Source organism: Fischerella sp. PCC 9605 (assembly GCF_000517105.1).
Classification (GTDB): domain Bacteria; phylum Cyanobacteriota; class Cyanobacteriia; order Cyanobacteriales; family Nostocaceae; genus PCC9605.
Map to the genome: position 1 here is coordinate 340455 of NZ_ALVT01000034.1, position 14337 is coordinate 354791.

The window sequence follows — 14337 nt, forward strand, 5'->3', positions numbered from 1 at the left end:
ATCATGAATCACGTCTTTGATTGTGGTAAACGCAGATTTGCTGCGACAACGGCTGTATTCATCGTTTCCTGTCTGCTACTAATAGATTCTGCAAAAGGACTAACGCAGGAGGTTCCCATTACTCCTGCAACACCTCAACCAACTGATACAGAAACTATCCCAATTGATGGGCTGTTTTTCGCTGATATTATCGTTAGGGGACAGCCCATCTTCCAAGTAGGTAGCGTTGGAGATGTGAGTGCTACGCAACGCGCACAAATAGTTAACCGTCGCATTGCGGGTATTTTGGCACAACCTCAAGTTGGCAGAGATGTTACTGTTGTATCTGACCGATCGCGGGGTATCGCTACCTTGCAAGTGGGCAACCGGGTTTTAATGACCGTTACCCAACAGGATGCCCAAGACTTTAATTTACCAGTAGAAACTCTAGCGCAACAGTCGGCCAATCAACTAGCCCGCGCATTTGAACAACCACCGCTAGCAATTGATGTAGGGCAAAGGTTGTACACTACTGTGCGCCAATTCCAGCGAGACACTATCGATAACCTACCTTCTTTTTTAGGTGCATTGTTAGCATTAATTAATTGCTACGTGGATAATTGCTGCTAGTGTACGTCGTCTGACCCTATTTGGTTCACGAGAATGGGAAGTTGACCGCAATTCCAAAATTCTTGTGAGTCGATTGGTATACGGTGGGGTGTGGGTAATGGGTGCAGTTGTTGCTTTAGGGGTTTTGGGACTTGATTTTGCCACTTTGATAGGAACTTTGGGATTAACAAGTGTGGCAATTGGTTTTAGTTTGCGAGATGTACTAAGTAATTATTTCTCTGGAATTATTTTGCTAGCATCTCGTCCCTTCCGTTTAGGCGACCAAATTGTCATTCAAGAATTTGAAGGTACAGTTACTCAAATTCAACTGCGAGCAACAACATTCAAAACCTATGATGGGCGTGTTGTTTACATTCCAAATCAGGAAGTTTTTAGTGCCATTATTACTAACAATACTGCCTGTACTCATCGCCGTAGCTCAATTATGGTTGGTATTGACTATGGGTCAGATATTACTAGAGCAAAACAAATTATTAATGATGCTGTTTTGGGAGTCGAAGGAGTCGAACCAGATCCAAAACCGGAAATTTTAGTGCGTGAACTTGCGACAAGTACAGTAAATATTGAAGTGCGATTTTGGGTTAATTCTCGTCGTTTGCCATTTTTAGAAATGACTTCTCAAGTATCACAAGCGATTAAAGAAGCATTAATGCAAGCAGGAATTGATATACCAACAGATATTTACACTGTCAGGTTACGCGGTTTACCGTCATTTTTTGATAACCATCGCGTCAATTATGACGAGTAAAATTATTTAAACAAAATCATACGCTAACTAACGGTAAATTACCTCTCGTTATGACCAAGCATACACCAAGGTTTTTAAATTAAAGTGAGTTATTAAAAATAAATAGGAAATGATGTAATAAATGTCTTATAACTCTGTTCTTTACAGAACAGAGTTATTGATGTAACTAACTACGAGAAAAGAGGTTAGGAGTGTCGAGAATATTAAGTTGTATCAAAGCCAAGATGATAAATGTATATATAGTTGAGGATAGTAAACTTGTCAATAACTCTTTTTTAAGGTTGCGCTCTTGGGGTTGATTTTGAAAAATATCTATTGCCCCTGCTTGCATCAAGATAATCCCGATAATATTAGATATCCAGTAACCGATGATTACAGAGGGCATGAATAATTTAGGCTCAAATAAGCTGCAAATGTATCCGAAAAAATAAGCAATTGGTAGATTGAACACCAGATCGTTCCACCAACACAATGGTGAAAGTAAATATCCAATCACTAAAAAAAATCCACCTCTGATTTTTTGCAATACAGTTTTGGGCACATTACCTGTAGGTGTTTGTGGTAACTGTTTTTGACCGATTTTGAGGTTGCTCATGATAATACACTATCCCTAGTATATTACCGTATTTTATTCTCAAAAATAAAAAAAGTCTAGTTTTCAACTACCCCCTACCTGAATCCTTACTTTTTTAGTTTCCGATGTAAGAGCGATCGCTCTCTTGGAAAAAACTTTGCGATTTACACTGGCGATAAGAGGAGTACGTTTTACTAAATTTTCCTTAACACAGTCCTGATTTCTAACAGCGATCGCACAGCAACTCCTGGGTATAACTTTTGTAATATTATTAACCCTGATTAGTAGTTTAATAGTTCCTATTAATAGCATAATTGGAATACAAAATATTAATATAAGTACAATAGTATCTCTTTATTGTCGTATGCGTTTGTGCAATAACTCTGCTTTTTCTAGCAGTTGTTCACCTTGAGTTTCAGCAAGACTTTTAACGTAGTTTAGTTTTATATCCTCCAGCATATCTATCAAGAGAGATTGTATTTCTTGAATATTATGTTTTTTTTGCAACGCTCTTTCTAATGCATCTCTTAAATTTGTGCGTAAACGAGTGGTAATTTCTGTTCCTACGGGATCTTTTAAGGCATAAGTTAGGTTTTTATAGGTAATTTGAAATAACGATTTTGCCAGTTTTTTTGAAAGTTGTAGACGACGCAAACCTGGAAGATGCTGCAAACGCCGATAGCCTGGAAGTTGGTTGAGAGTACTGGCAATGCTGTATTGTACTAGGTCTTCGATATCAGGCTGGACTTGAGGAAGCACATCATGAATACCGATATCGAACAGACGGGTGGCTATAGCAGTCACCTCATTTTTTTCATTGATCTGCACGTATTGTCGGGGTGGTTTTGGATGAAACAACCAGTGAATAAAATCTCCCCGTCGTACCGAAGCTTGCATCTGATCAATAATTAGAATGCCTATCATCTCCGTCATTTCTACCGCAAAGCTGATGACCAAATCGCGTTGAACTTCTACTTTTACAGGTTCAATATTCAACAGACCGACATGATAAAGACGAGCAGATACAGGAATAACTCGCAACCATCGCCAAAAAGGTAAGAGTAATAACAGGTCGTACCAACGTCGCAAAATCACTTCTAGCCAAGTTAATTCAGGATGACGACGACGGATAGTTAGGATACGTGCGAGAAAATCCCAAGTAAAAATGAGCACAAATGGCAGGTCAAGCACCCAGAAATAGTTAAAATGCGTGCCAATTCTGTTAACACCTCGATAGTAGTTGGATTGAATCAACGGGCGAATTTGAGCATTCCAAAACGCTATTTCCTGTCGCCAACCTCTTTGAGTAAGATAAGCCTGACTCCAAAATCTAGTAAAGGCATCACGGGCAAATGTTTCACCTGTCCGTACTCGTATTTCTTGTTTAATAGTTTCTAAGGTGCTGCTTTTGTTCACTCCAGCAAAGGGATTGTCTTCGATGAGTTTTTGACTCAACAAACGTAGCTGTGCAAGTGAAGCTTCAGCTTGAGGTGACTGCAATCCTGTTACCAGAACCTGTGCTTCTAAAGCGTCCACTTGTTTGAGATACTTCTCAGTTTCTGGGTGAGGTTTTATGCCCTGAATTGGGTCATATAATTGGGTGAGGCTGGGGATGTTTTGCAGGTAAAAATCTCGCCCCCATAGGTAGGTAAAGTCAAAAAATACCAGTCCCAGATTAATTAGGGCAAGGATGGCGATTAGGCGTTCTTGCCAAGGATGGCGGCGGTCAAAGTAGGGTCTAAACTTTGCCATTATTGTCTATGTTCACTTTTATAGGGGGAAAGGAGAAGGGGGAAAGGGGAAAGAAATTTAATTTTCCTTTACCCTTTACCCTTTATCCTTTAGAAGGGCTTTGACAGATTAGGTGGCAAGGTTGCTTCATCTAATAGCGGCTTTAACCCTTGAGCAATGCGCTTTGCCATAATCTCATGTCCTTACTGGTTGGGATGAATTTCATCGTAATAAATAGCGAGGATCGTTCAAGTCTGTTAAAACTTCAGGAATTAGATAAGCTTTAGTATCGTTTGCCACTCGTTCATACAGTTTTTCATAATTTTCATCAATGATGATCGCTCATTAGATACAGCTTGTTCGCTTTGGCGATCGATGGGAATCAGAAGAAAAATAAAACGATTGCAGATTCAATTATTCAAACAACCTCGATCTGCGAAACAACCTTCTTCTAGTCTCTCCCCTTCTACGCTTTAATAACTCCTTTGGTGCATGATACTGACTCAGACGTATAACAAAATCCATCTCATCATTAACGGCTCTAAGTGCGATGCGTGACTCAGTAATTAAAAGCACACTAGCGTAGAATAGCAATCCTGCCCCAATCATCCCCAATAAAATAGGTATCCATGTGTACCTGTAAACTTGCTGCTGACCTAAGATTGCAATGATGCCTAGAGCAATACTGGTAGCCACAAAGACACTGAGGGTTAAATAAAGGCAAGCCATGACTCGTTGTAGTAGCCGTGCGCGTCTGGTTGCTCTACTAATCTGATTGAAAACTGTGTTGCGTTCTTCCTCTAGATGCGCTTCATCTGCTTGAGTATGCATTAGTTTCTCGAATTGGTCTGATATTTTCCTTGTCCTTTCAATTACACGGCCTAGCCTTTGGGATGTCGCGAGGATTAATGAGCTACAAGCTGCAATTAGCACTGCTGGTGTAATCATCGCAGAAAGAATCCCTAAAGCCATGGAAAGGTCACTCATGATGCAGGAAATGCCATAGTACTAAGGATGGATTTTTCTGCCTGACTGGAATCGAGGCGGCTGAACTGAACAACAATGGGGACATCTGACTCGATGACGCTAGCGTAGTCCGTATCTAGGAGTATGGCTTCCGGGTCGATTAAATCGTTGAAGCGAATATGCCTGACGCGTCGCGCTTGCACCTTCAGACGGTATGATCCTACAGGTTCTCTATCGGCATGGAAGATTGCGATCTCGACGTTTGCCTCTTGATCTGAGGTATTGAGCAGGCACAGCTCGTCCCGGCTAGTAAATTCCGGCTCATGTCCAGTGCTGCGGAGGGGAATATGTCCCCCAGGAATTGCCCATGTAGTCTTGCCTAATGTCTTCATACTCACCTCTGTATTTACTCGCCTACTAAAAGCTCACGTAAGTATCGAGTAAGAAAGATACCATTAGGATCTAGGCGTTGACGGATTTCTTGGAAACGGTTCCACATTGGATAGAGCGATCGCAAATCTTTTGCCTTGAGTGTATGTTTCTTTCCCCAATGAGGACGTCCATCGTAAGCTTGAAAAATAGATTCAATGTCGGTGAAATACTCCCAGTGGGGAAGAGCAGCATTTTGATGAAGAGTGATAGCAACAATATCGCGTTCATAAGCATTGCTGAGGTAGGCATCGTCTCTTGCTATCGGTCGATAAAGAATCCGCCAGCCAACCATCTGACGATGCTTTTCCTTCACTCGTTGACGCACCTTTTTAAAGCACTCAGGAGCTACTTCAACTGGTAGAGAATACTCCGATTCATCGTAGCGAAGTTCCTGTGGAGTTGGGAGAACTTCACCACTCCAGCCACTCCACTCCTTGTCAAGCCTAGCAAAAGAGAGGTCAGTTGAACCTTGCCCTGGTAGATTCCATATCCTAATTCTTGCCTCGTCCCTACGGGGATACCAGTAGAAGGCGAAATTACGGTTTTCCTCCATTAACCAATCGAGGTTGGCAAGACAATCATCAATGTGCGTACACCATTCTTGTCTGTGAAGCTTATAAGCTGGTAACAGGCGTAGCTTAACTGCGGTAAAAATACCGAGCGTGCCCATCGACACCCGCGCTGCTCGTAGTAATTCCGGGTTTTGCTCCAGCGAGCATTCCACTATTTCCCCTGTGCCAGTGACCATCCGCAGCCCAATAACCTGACCCGATAGATTTGTCAGATGCTTCCCTGCGCCGTGAGTACCCGTTCCAATTGCAGGTGCAATTGCCTGATAATCCACATCGCCAATGTTTTCCATTGCCAGACCTACCTTGAGCAAGGCTTGGCTAATGTCGTGTAATTTCATACCAGCATTGACCGTGGCTGTACCAGCTGTGGCATCGTATGACTCAATGTCCGCGAACTTTTCCAGTGAGACAAGGATATCATCCGTCTTGAAGACCTGGGAGCAGGAGTGACTGGAACCAACCACGCGCAGATTACGTTTGAAGGCTACCGCTTGGCGCACAAGATCTACAAGCATCTCCTCATTTTCCGGCGTTTCGATGCTTTTTGGTGTAAATCGGATGCTTCCAGACCAGTTTATCCATTCTTGTTGCATATTTCGACCTCGTAAAGACTGTTGTGGAGAATGTTAACTACACCTGGTCATGTTCCCTTAGATAAGTAGGGTGGGCAGTGTCTACCTACGATATTTTTTAGCGTTATCAGCCCATGAAACCAACCCACGGAAGCAAAACCACTCCAGCCGTAGGATGGGATATTTTTTGGAACTATAGAGGCGACATTCATAAGCATTTTGCCTCAACTGTATAGTAGTAGGTTAAAAGCTCATGTCCGAATCATCATCTCTCTACTGAAAGAAGTACAAATTGTTACTGCGATGCTATTTGTAACCACCTATACGACATATAAATAAATTCTTAATCGCTCATCTGGGCTAGTTTATGCCCGGTATAAGCCAGCACTTCTTCTGTTTGACCTAAGCCCATGCGACGTGCGATCGTAACTGCTGTTAACGCATAGTTGCCTGTAATCATTTTGACTTGAATGCCCGCTGCTTGACAGGCACGCACGGCAGCGCTCGCCGTGTCTTCAGAAACAATAGGCAAACTCCAAGAGTGGTTGATCTCCAGTTTTGCAGCTGAAGCATTGCGTCATATCATTTCCGCTTGCGTCGGAATTACTCAACATACTATTGCTCCAGGTAGAAGCCTTTGGGGTACGAACGGCAAGTAGATGTCAGGTTCGAGGATGCCCACGAATGAAACCACACCTGTAAATCATACCTGAGACGGAAGTAGGGGTTACTAAAGCAGGGTGTAATTGAACGGATTTCTCCATTAGATTAAACACTGTGATGAAAAAACATAGCTAATTTGCCAATTCAGAAGATGTACGCGATCGCGAATAATCCAGGAGAAAAGGTCGAATGCGTTATGTCCTAGCTCTCACAATGTTAATCTGCATCCTTTTGTCAGGTTGTGAATACTTTATCCCTCATACTAGTGATGCCCTTTCTCAGAGCAAGCAAGTGGAGGAACTTCACAAGCAAACCAAACTCATTGAAAGACAAACAGACGCACTAGAACGTTTATCAAACGCAGCCGAAAAACTTGCTAATCCTCAAAATTGATTAGCGTATTTGTTTTCGACGAGAATCTAGAACTGCATGAGTGGGGAGTAGAGGTCATTCTGGAAAGTCTATTCCTCAAAAAAACTCATAACCAGCTTTCGGATTGCAGTTTTCCAAATCAGTCCAGCCACAATTAATCCCACACTACGAACCAGATTTGCTGTGACTATTTACAGCACCTTGCATGGAAATGAGGTACACCCTCACCTTTAACGGACATCCCTCTCCCAATTTTGGGAGAGGGAAAGAGGGTGAGGGTTTTTAATGAACATGAATTAGCCGGACTCGATATCAAGTAGGCGCTCCGTTACTGAATGAATAAAGTAGTAACAAGCCACCAAGGTAAATAGTTATTACTATTGCGGAATCTACTCCCATCCGATAGATAGTCTGGTTATCTCGCTCTAGTAACCCCCATAGAAAAACACAAGTAAGGACAATAGCCAAGGCACCCATGAACATAGATGGACGATCTATTGCTGCAAAAATAGTTCCCTGGCGATAGAAAATGTCTGCAATAAAGAACAAGGATACAGTAAGAGCGTTGGAACCAAAAATATTAGAAATAGCCAAATCAAAAGCGCCTAAGCGCACAGCACTAATAGTAGTAATCGCCTCTGGCAAAGAAGTAGCAAAGGCGAGTAAAGTTGCTCCTATAAAGCTGCCTCCTAATGCTGTTTGCTCCCCAAGGGTATCTCCTATTTGCGCCAAAATCCATCCTGCGATCAAAACCACAAAGCTGTTAGCAGCAAAATATAAAAAAATTCTTTTGAGCGACAACTGATGTAGTTCTGTCGTTATTTGTTCTGTTACTTCTGCTGCTGGCTGATGGGGTAAAGTTACCGGTTGCCAGTAATCTTGCCTTTCATATCGCTGGATCATATATAGCGAGATTAGGTAGGCACCAAATACAATAACTGACCATAACCCGATTCCGAACAACGATACAAATTCTCCCGCAGCATTTGCAGCTAAGACTAAAGCAAGGAGTGTCACGAGTACTACACCACCTAGCATTAGCACCGGTTGGGGAGCAAAAAAGGTGAGCGCTCCTTTCACCATTACCATATCGATCAAAGCGAGGATGGCCATCTGCATCCCTATTTCTCCCAAGATATTATTGGCAGCTAAGGGAGCATTACCGATCGCCGATGCTGTTGTTGTAGTTGCGATTTCCGGCAATGATGCAGCCCCACCTAATAACAGCGCCCCAATAAAAGCTCGTCCCCAACCAGTGCGATCGGCGATAGTATCGGCGTAGATTGATAAGCGCGCACCCGTGAAACAAACAGCACCACCCGCCACCGCAAAGATAACTAAGTTCATCCAGATGGGGTAATTGGCAAAATTTAACATCACGCTAAATCCCGAATTGCTGTTAATACCTGCTCTACTTCTTGGGGAGTGTTATACACCCCCGGTGTCAAACGGGCATGGGAAGGGGCATACGGTGTATCACTGGCGATAATATTGCGCTGCCGCAGTTGGCGTACCACCTGCACTGGGCTAAAATGGTTGACATCAAAACAGATTATACCGGAGAAAAGATTTTTAGACATTGGCGTATAAAGGGTTACATTAGACATGTTTGCCAGACCTTCCTTAAGTTGTCGGCTAAGACTATGGATGCGCTTTTGCACTCTTGATTTGCCAAGTTGTTGGTGAAATCTAAAAGCTTCTGCCTGCGCCCACTGATGCTCAAAGGGTTTAAATCCCCCTGGTGTCATTCTGCCTCCCCAGTCACCAGTACGTGTGAAAGTAGGAATCGTGGGTGAAACAGCTGCTTGGGATCTGGGATTACCCCAAATGACCCCGGTACCACGGGGCGCAAACAGCCATTTGTGAGTTCCTGCGGTGAAGAAATCACAGTTCAAATCACTCATCGTTGCATCTTCTACGCCTAAACCATGCACCCCATCGACAAACAAAAGTACGCGATCGCTTTGACTGCGATTGGCGTTAATTTCTGCTAATCTGTCGGAAATTCTACGTATGGGAACCTTTAAGCCAGTACTGGAATGTACCCACGTTGCAGTAATTAAACGAGTTTGTGGGCGAACGGCATCAATTAATATATCGACAATTTCATCTTCTGACACCTTTTGAATATTTTGGTAGAGTGGAATTTCTCGCACCGTAGCTTCTGTACGCGCTGCTTTGTAGCGCAATGATTCGTGGGTGGAGTAGTAGTCAAATTCAGTGGTCAGCATCTCTTGATTTTCACGGATTTGCAAACCGTTGATTACTAGTGCAGTTCCCATCGTGGTGCTGTCGGTAAGTGCAATATCGCTCGATTGTGCGCCCATATAGTTTGCTGCTGCGTCCCTTACCTCCTGTGTGAGTTGGGAATTGTTCTGTTGTAGATACAGCGCTGGATTTGCATTTAACCCGCGTTGGTGTTTTTCTATTACCTCTTGAACTGGTGTTGGGTGTGAAGTCAGCTTCCCAGTACTAACTTTTGTGATGAAACTTGTACTTTTTGACCGTTGCGAAGGATAGTTGCGTTGGTTTGAACAGAGGAAGCTAAGGCCGCGATCGCGCTTTCAGCTTTAGTAAAAAAGCATTGTTGTGAGCATACTAGAAGCGAAACCCTAGTAAATTCCAGTAGTTCAAAAACGGAATAAACATTGGTGCAGCTAGCGTGAAGATAGAATAAAGAAAGGGAATTTTGCAGAAGTCTATTTTAAATGAAAGGTGGCACAATTGCCAAAAGAATAGAGTTAATAATTGTTAAGGCAAGAGAACCTAGAGTAGCACTCCAAAAGCCATGTCGTAAGCGAAAACCATTTACTAAACGAGCGGCTAAACTAAAGATAATCGAATTTAAAACAAAGAAGAATAATCCCAGCGTCAGGATGATGAATGGAAATGTAAAAAAGATCAAAATGGGAAGTAAAATAGCATTTAAAATTCCAAATACAGCCGCAGCGATCGCCGCTTTTTTAAAACTATCTATTTCAATTCCCAAAGCTGGAATTCTGGAAATAATCAAAAAGCTGATGGTAGTAACTAACCAAGTAATTAGGATGCCAATCATGAATTATCCCTCTCTAGGTTTTTTGGATGGATAAAATAGTTATTAATGCTGAATCTTTAACTTGTAATACCAATTCAAAAAATGTTCAAGGGCAGATCAGCCCACTCGCCTTATCGGGCATCCTAAGCACTTGCGCTTAGGGTTAGGGAGAGATTTTATCGATGTGTCGCATTCTTCTTTCAAAAAGTATAACTTCAGTGCAGATCGCCCTACTAATCAATTGTTTATTACTTGATATTTTGCTAACTTTAGTGTTACCAGCAAATGTGACCAGAAAGTGACTGTCCACAGGATAAGCTCTGCAAGTTGTTTTATAGTTAGAGGATGTTTTAAAAGGGTGTTTTGATGTCATGCTGTAGGCGTAGCCTTCAGTGCAGGGTACGTAGCAAAGCGGAGTGTAGACGCATAGCGGCTTCCCGTAAGGGTAGCATCTGAGTATGTCGTCAAAAACCTAGATTCTACTCTGCGAGAAGCCCTCCGGGTACTCTGCGAGAAGCCGCGCTGCGCGCGTCTACGTCGGAACCCCCTATAAGTGCGCGCTGACTCACCGCTGCGCGTCTACGTTCCGCTAGCGCTCCACTCAGAATGACAAATTATACCTTCCTCGACTTTACAAACATCCTCTTAGAGCCGATTTCCTAGGGCGCAATTTGGGATGAATTTCAGTAGGGCGATCGCTACTTTATCAGTGGCTTCAAACTTTCATCACAGATTCTTCTACAATCCAAGGCTGCCAAGTTTGCTGCTTAACTTCAACATCACCTGCTTTCACCGAAGCATCCCATTTTGTACTTTCTCCATCCCGCCAGAACCGCAGATCAACCACCGCCTTACCAACTTCCACACGTTGCAGCGTCAATTCTGGCAACCATTCAGGTAAATAGGGGTCTACGTGCAGGCAATGATTCGGGGCATCCGCTTGCAAACCGAGCATTGCTTGTAAAATCTGAAACACACATGCTGCTGCCCATGCTTGAGGTACGTTTGCCTCTATGTACGGTACAGGGAAGCTTCCCGGCTCTTTTTCAACTCCTGCGTAAAGCTCTGGCAGGCGATAATTGCTAAAAAAGCTACCAGCCTCGAAAATTCCTAAAGCGACATCAGCTACTTCTTTAGAAAAACCGTAGCGTTTCAATCCCAAGGCAATGATACTGTTATCGTGAGGCCAAACCGAGCCAAGATGGTAAGAAAACGGATTGTATGCGGAATTTTGTGTAGATAAAGTGCGAATACCCCAACCTGTCCACATATCTGGTGCAAACAAGCGCTTAACTACACGTTCAGCACGTTTTGGGCTAATCATACCGCTCCACAAACAGTGACCGGGATTAGAAGATACAGTTTTGACTGGTTTTTTATCGGGGTCGAGGGTAAAAGCATAAAAACCGATATCATCACACCAAAAGCTTTCTTCAAATGACTGATGCAGTTTTGCAGCTTTAGTGCGTAACTCACCAGAAAATTCCCTTTCTCCCAATACATCAAATACTTCTGCCATCCGCATCCAGGCATCAAATACATAACCCTGCAACTCACACAAAGCCTTGGGTGCTTTCACCTGAGTTCCATCTGGGTAGACAATGGCATCACCAGAATCTTTCCAACCTTGGTTGTCGATTCCGTAACCCGAATTGCTGCGAATTTGGTACTCTTGAAAACCATCGCCGTCAAAATCGCCATATTTATCAATCCACTCTAAGCAGCGCAAAGCAACATCTCGCTGTTCGTGCAGTAGCGAAGTATCTCCCAGCCATTTCCAAGCTTCATGTAACAGAATTAAATACAATGGTGTGGCATCAGCAGTTCCATAGTAAGGTGTGTGGGGAATTTGCCCTAAACGTGCCAACTCTCCAGTACGAATTTCATGTAAAATCTTGCCTGGTTGAGCATCGCGCCAATCATCCAACTCAGTAGCTTGCAATTGACCCAGTTTCTTGAGAGTTCCGAGTGCAAAGCCTGCATGAGTTATCATATTTTGCAAGCTAACTATTATACTGTCCCGACCGAAAACCGTTACGAACTTAGGAACACCAGCCGCAGGTATCCATACATCGGGTGCGAGGTCATAATCATAAAGTCGCAACGCACCGATATCTTCCACAGACTGACGGTAGAGTAAGTTCAAATGCTCATTTGGACTCTTAAGTTCGGTAACGCTATCAACCCACTGACAATGTAACCGTTCAATTTCTGTGTTAATAACATTCCTATCAACGGCTGTTTTGTAGGAGAAATCTACTGTAGAGCGTACGCGGCCATTGTCAACTAAGATGTAATTGCAACTAGCCTGCCAGCTTTCTCCTGGTTCTAATTTGACTTCAAAAGTGATGCGACCGTTGGCAGAATGAGGAGTGGATGTACAGTTACTAATTTGATAAATTAAGCAACGATAAAAATCATCATTAGTATAGCTGGTGCTTAACTCTTTTTTCTCTTTATCCCATCTAGTTTCAATACGTCCTCGTCGTACAAATTGCCGTGTCTCCACTTCAAAAATATCGGCAAAATCTGAGCGCATGGCAATTTCTAAATTGAAGCTAACTGGTTCAATACCATAATTGGTTAAATCCAATTCTTCATGGATTCCTTCCTCAACAGTTCTACTAATAATAAGTGACACAGAACCTTCAGGAACTTTGCCGTTTCTACTGGTAAATTCAGGATTGGTCAGGTAAACCCGTGCAGCGTAATAGGTGGTTGTGGTAGAACTCAGACGAGTCCAAGCGTAACCGTCAATATAGCAGGCATAGTAACTCAAATAACGAGTATCTTCGGAAAAAATACCTTGATGACCATCATGGTGAATATTTCCATTTAAATCAGTCACCATAAAGGTACTGCCATGATTAATTGTTAAAATCGGAGAACCAACACTGATTCGCATAGCTTACTCCTGAAAATTTGTTTAAATAAATAATGAAATTGTTATTATGCCTTATAAGTTAAGAGCAACTATGTAAGTTTGCTGAGCTAAAGTTTAAAGAAGAGATAACACCAGTTTTATGTGAAATAAATATTGTCGAATTTCAATTTATATCGGCTGGTTCATACTTGTTGAAATACTTAAGAACAGCAAATTTTCGGACATAAAACGCATGAGAGAATTGCGACCGGAAGCGAACAAATTGGATTTTAAAAGCATGAGTTTTGCGAGACGACGTGACTCAGCCTGAATAGCATCAACACGGTTACGTCGGCGTTTGATAAACAAGTCGATCGCATTAGGAACGTACTTTGAGGTAGCGCGCGAAAGTTCGTCATAAAGGTCAGCAGCAGATTCCATTGCCATAGACGCGCCAACACCAGCAGTGGGTAGAAAGGTTGCTGAGGCGTCATCGAAGAAGGGAATAGGGAACGGGGAATAGGGAACAGTTTCCTGTTCAGAGTTCCCCATCGGGCTCTAAAACCCCATCAATTATTACGTTGCAATTTGAGTGTTGAGGTCGCGCATCCCCATCCCAAACGCTTCTGTTCCCTGTTGCCTTTTAATTTTCTAATCCTGATTTGAACTAATGCATGGGCAGGCAAACAGCAGCTTTGTACGTCTGAGTACGCCTCAATAAAGCTTGTTGGCAAATACAAGCAAGAAAAAAGATGTGTCAGGGGGAAGGCGTTGGAGTCGCAGGAGGTGGAGTATCTGCTGGTGGAGTCGCAGGCTCACAGGCTCCAATAAGTATAGTTAGTCCCAAAATTGAAGCTAGAAAAAGGAATTTTCTATTCATAACTTCTCCTTTGAAGGTTTAAGTGAAAAACCAGGCAATGATTACTTGAGAATTGCAAAAGAAGCTGTTTGAAGGTTTGCTCTATCGTGAGTGATTTCAGAATGCTTTACATCCACCGATGGTTGTACACACTTAATTGTCAATTCCATAGTTGCAACTTCTCCAATTGCACCCTCAAAATTCCATACCAAATAAATCCAAGAAATAGAGAATTGCCAAGCCTGTAAAGAAAATCCCGACAGAATCATGTTTCGATATTCTTCGTTTGGATAAAATAAGGAGACACTTTTCTGTCGGTTAGGGATTTCCAAGAAATAA

Annotated in this window: 15 protein-coding genes; 3 read left to right on the top strand and 12 right to left on the bottom strand. The window is 42.7% G+C overall.

The window, feature by feature from the left end; translation table 11 throughout:
* The first annotated feature begins 3 nt into the window (after nucleotides 1-3).
* Together FIS9605_RS44895 and FIS9605_RS44900 are read left to right on the top strand one after the other, a co-directional pair.
* Nucleotides 4-609, top strand: a complete 606-nt coding sequence (locus tag FIS9605_RS44895) for a hypothetical protein (RefSeq protein WP_231510206.1) — start codon at nucleotides 4-6, stop codon at nucleotides 607-609.
* Between the two features lie 64 nt (nucleotides 610-673).
* On the top strand, nucleotides 674-1357 hold the full coding sequence (locus tag FIS9605_RS44900) for a mechanosensitive ion channel family protein (protein WP_231510207.1): 684 nt from the start codon (nucleotides 674-676) through the stop codon (nucleotides 1355-1357).
* Between the two features lie 166 nt (nucleotides 1358-1523).
* Here the strand turns inward: FIS9605_RS44900 and FIS9605_RS0102055 are convergent, their stop codons facing one another.
* The 6 genes from FIS9605_RS0102055 to FIS9605_RS42265 form a co-directional block, all read right to left on the bottom strand.
* Complete coding sequence (locus tag FIS9605_RS0102055) at nucleotides 1524-1952, bottom strand: hypothetical protein (protein ID WP_026731104.1); 429 nt, start codon at nucleotides 1950-1952, stop codon at nucleotides 1524-1526.
* 333 nt (nucleotides 1953-2285) lie between these two features.
* A complete protein-coding gene (locus tag FIS9605_RS0102060) occupies nucleotides 2286-3683 on the bottom strand; it encodes a hypothetical protein (protein WP_026731105.1) in 1398 nt (465 codons plus the stop codon).
* Nucleotides 3684-4076: 393 nt separating this feature from the next.
* Entirely contained in the window at nucleotides 4077-4649 is a 573-nt protein-coding gene (locus FIS9605_RS36000; RefSeq protein ID WP_051469901.1) for a DUF2721 domain-containing protein, read from the bottom strand.
* Nucleotides 4646-5020: a sensory rhodopsin transducer gene (locus tag FIS9605_RS0102070; RefSeq protein ID WP_026731106.1), complete on the bottom strand. Its 375-nt coding sequence runs from the start codon at nucleotides 5018-5020 to the stop codon at nucleotides 4646-4648. Before FIS9605_RS0102070 ends, FIS9605_RS36000 begins: the two co-directional genes overlap by 4 nt.
* Nucleotides 5021-5034: 14 nt before the next feature.
* Nucleotides 5035-6225, bottom strand: a complete 1191-nt coding sequence (locus tag FIS9605_RS0102075) for a D-arabinono-1,4-lactone oxidase (RefSeq protein WP_026731107.1) — start codon at nucleotides 6223-6225, stop codon at nucleotides 5035-5037.
* Nucleotides 6226-6547: 322 nt separating this feature from the next.
* Nucleotides 6548-6736 (bottom strand): haloacid dehalogenase-like hydrolase, encoded by a 189-nt coding sequence (locus FIS9605_RS42265; RefSeq protein ID WP_026731108.1) that lies wholly within the window; start codon nucleotides 6734-6736, stop codon nucleotides 6548-6550.
* 320 nt (nucleotides 6737-7056) lie between these two features.
* On the opposite strand from FIS9605_RS42265, the gene FIS9605_RS0102085 reads away from it, so the two are divergent.
* Nucleotides 7057-7260, top strand: coding sequence for a hypothetical protein (locus FIS9605_RS0102085; protein WP_026731109.1), 204 nt, complete (start codon nucleotides 7057-7059; stop codon nucleotides 7258-7260).
* Nucleotides 7261-7551: 291 nt separating this feature from the next.
* Here the strand turns inward: FIS9605_RS0102085 and FIS9605_RS0102090 are convergent, their stop codons facing one another.
* From FIS9605_RS0102090 to FIS9605_RS0102120, 6 genes are all read right to left on the bottom strand, one after another.
* A complete protein-coding gene (locus tag FIS9605_RS0102090) occupies nucleotides 7552-8616 on the bottom strand; it encodes a sodium:calcium antiporter (protein WP_026731110.1) in 1065 nt (354 codons plus the stop codon).
* Nucleotides 8616-9725 carry an aminotransferase class V-fold PLP-dependent enzyme gene (locus FIS9605_RS36005; RefSeq protein ID WP_082209713.1) on the bottom strand — a complete coding sequence of 370 codons (1110 nt, stop codon included), beginning with the start codon at nucleotides 9723-9725 and terminating at the stop codon, nucleotides 8616-8618. The genes FIS9605_RS0102090 and FIS9605_RS36005 overlap by 1 nt, the downstream gene beginning before the upstream one ends.
* A gap of 218 nt (nucleotides 9726-9943) precedes the next feature.
* On the bottom strand, nucleotides 9944-10297 hold the full coding sequence (locus FIS9605_RS0102100; protein WP_026731111.1) for a phage holin family protein: 354 nt from the start codon (nucleotides 10295-10297) through the stop codon (nucleotides 9944-9946).
* A 694-nt stretch (nucleotides 10298-10991) separates the two neighbouring features.
* The gene (locus tag FIS9605_RS0102105) at nucleotides 10992-13181 is read right to left on the bottom strand and encodes an amylo-alpha-1,6-glucosidase (protein WP_026731112.1); all 2190 of its coding nucleotides are present in this window, start codon (nucleotides 13179-13181) and stop codon (nucleotides 10992-10994) included.
* A gap of 147 nt (nucleotides 13182-13328) precedes the next feature.
* Nucleotides 13329-13691, bottom strand: coding sequence for an FAD-dependent oxidoreductase (locus FIS9605_RS0102110; RefSeq protein WP_026731113.1), 363 nt, complete (start codon nucleotides 13689-13691; stop codon nucleotides 13329-13331).
* A 369-nt stretch (nucleotides 13692-14060) separates the two neighbouring features.
* Nucleotides 14061-14267: a hypothetical protein gene (locus tag FIS9605_RS0102120; RefSeq protein ID WP_026731114.1), complete on the bottom strand. Its 207-nt coding sequence runs from the start codon at nucleotides 14265-14267 to the stop codon at nucleotides 14061-14063.
* Nucleotides 14268-14337: the final 70 nt, after the last annotated feature.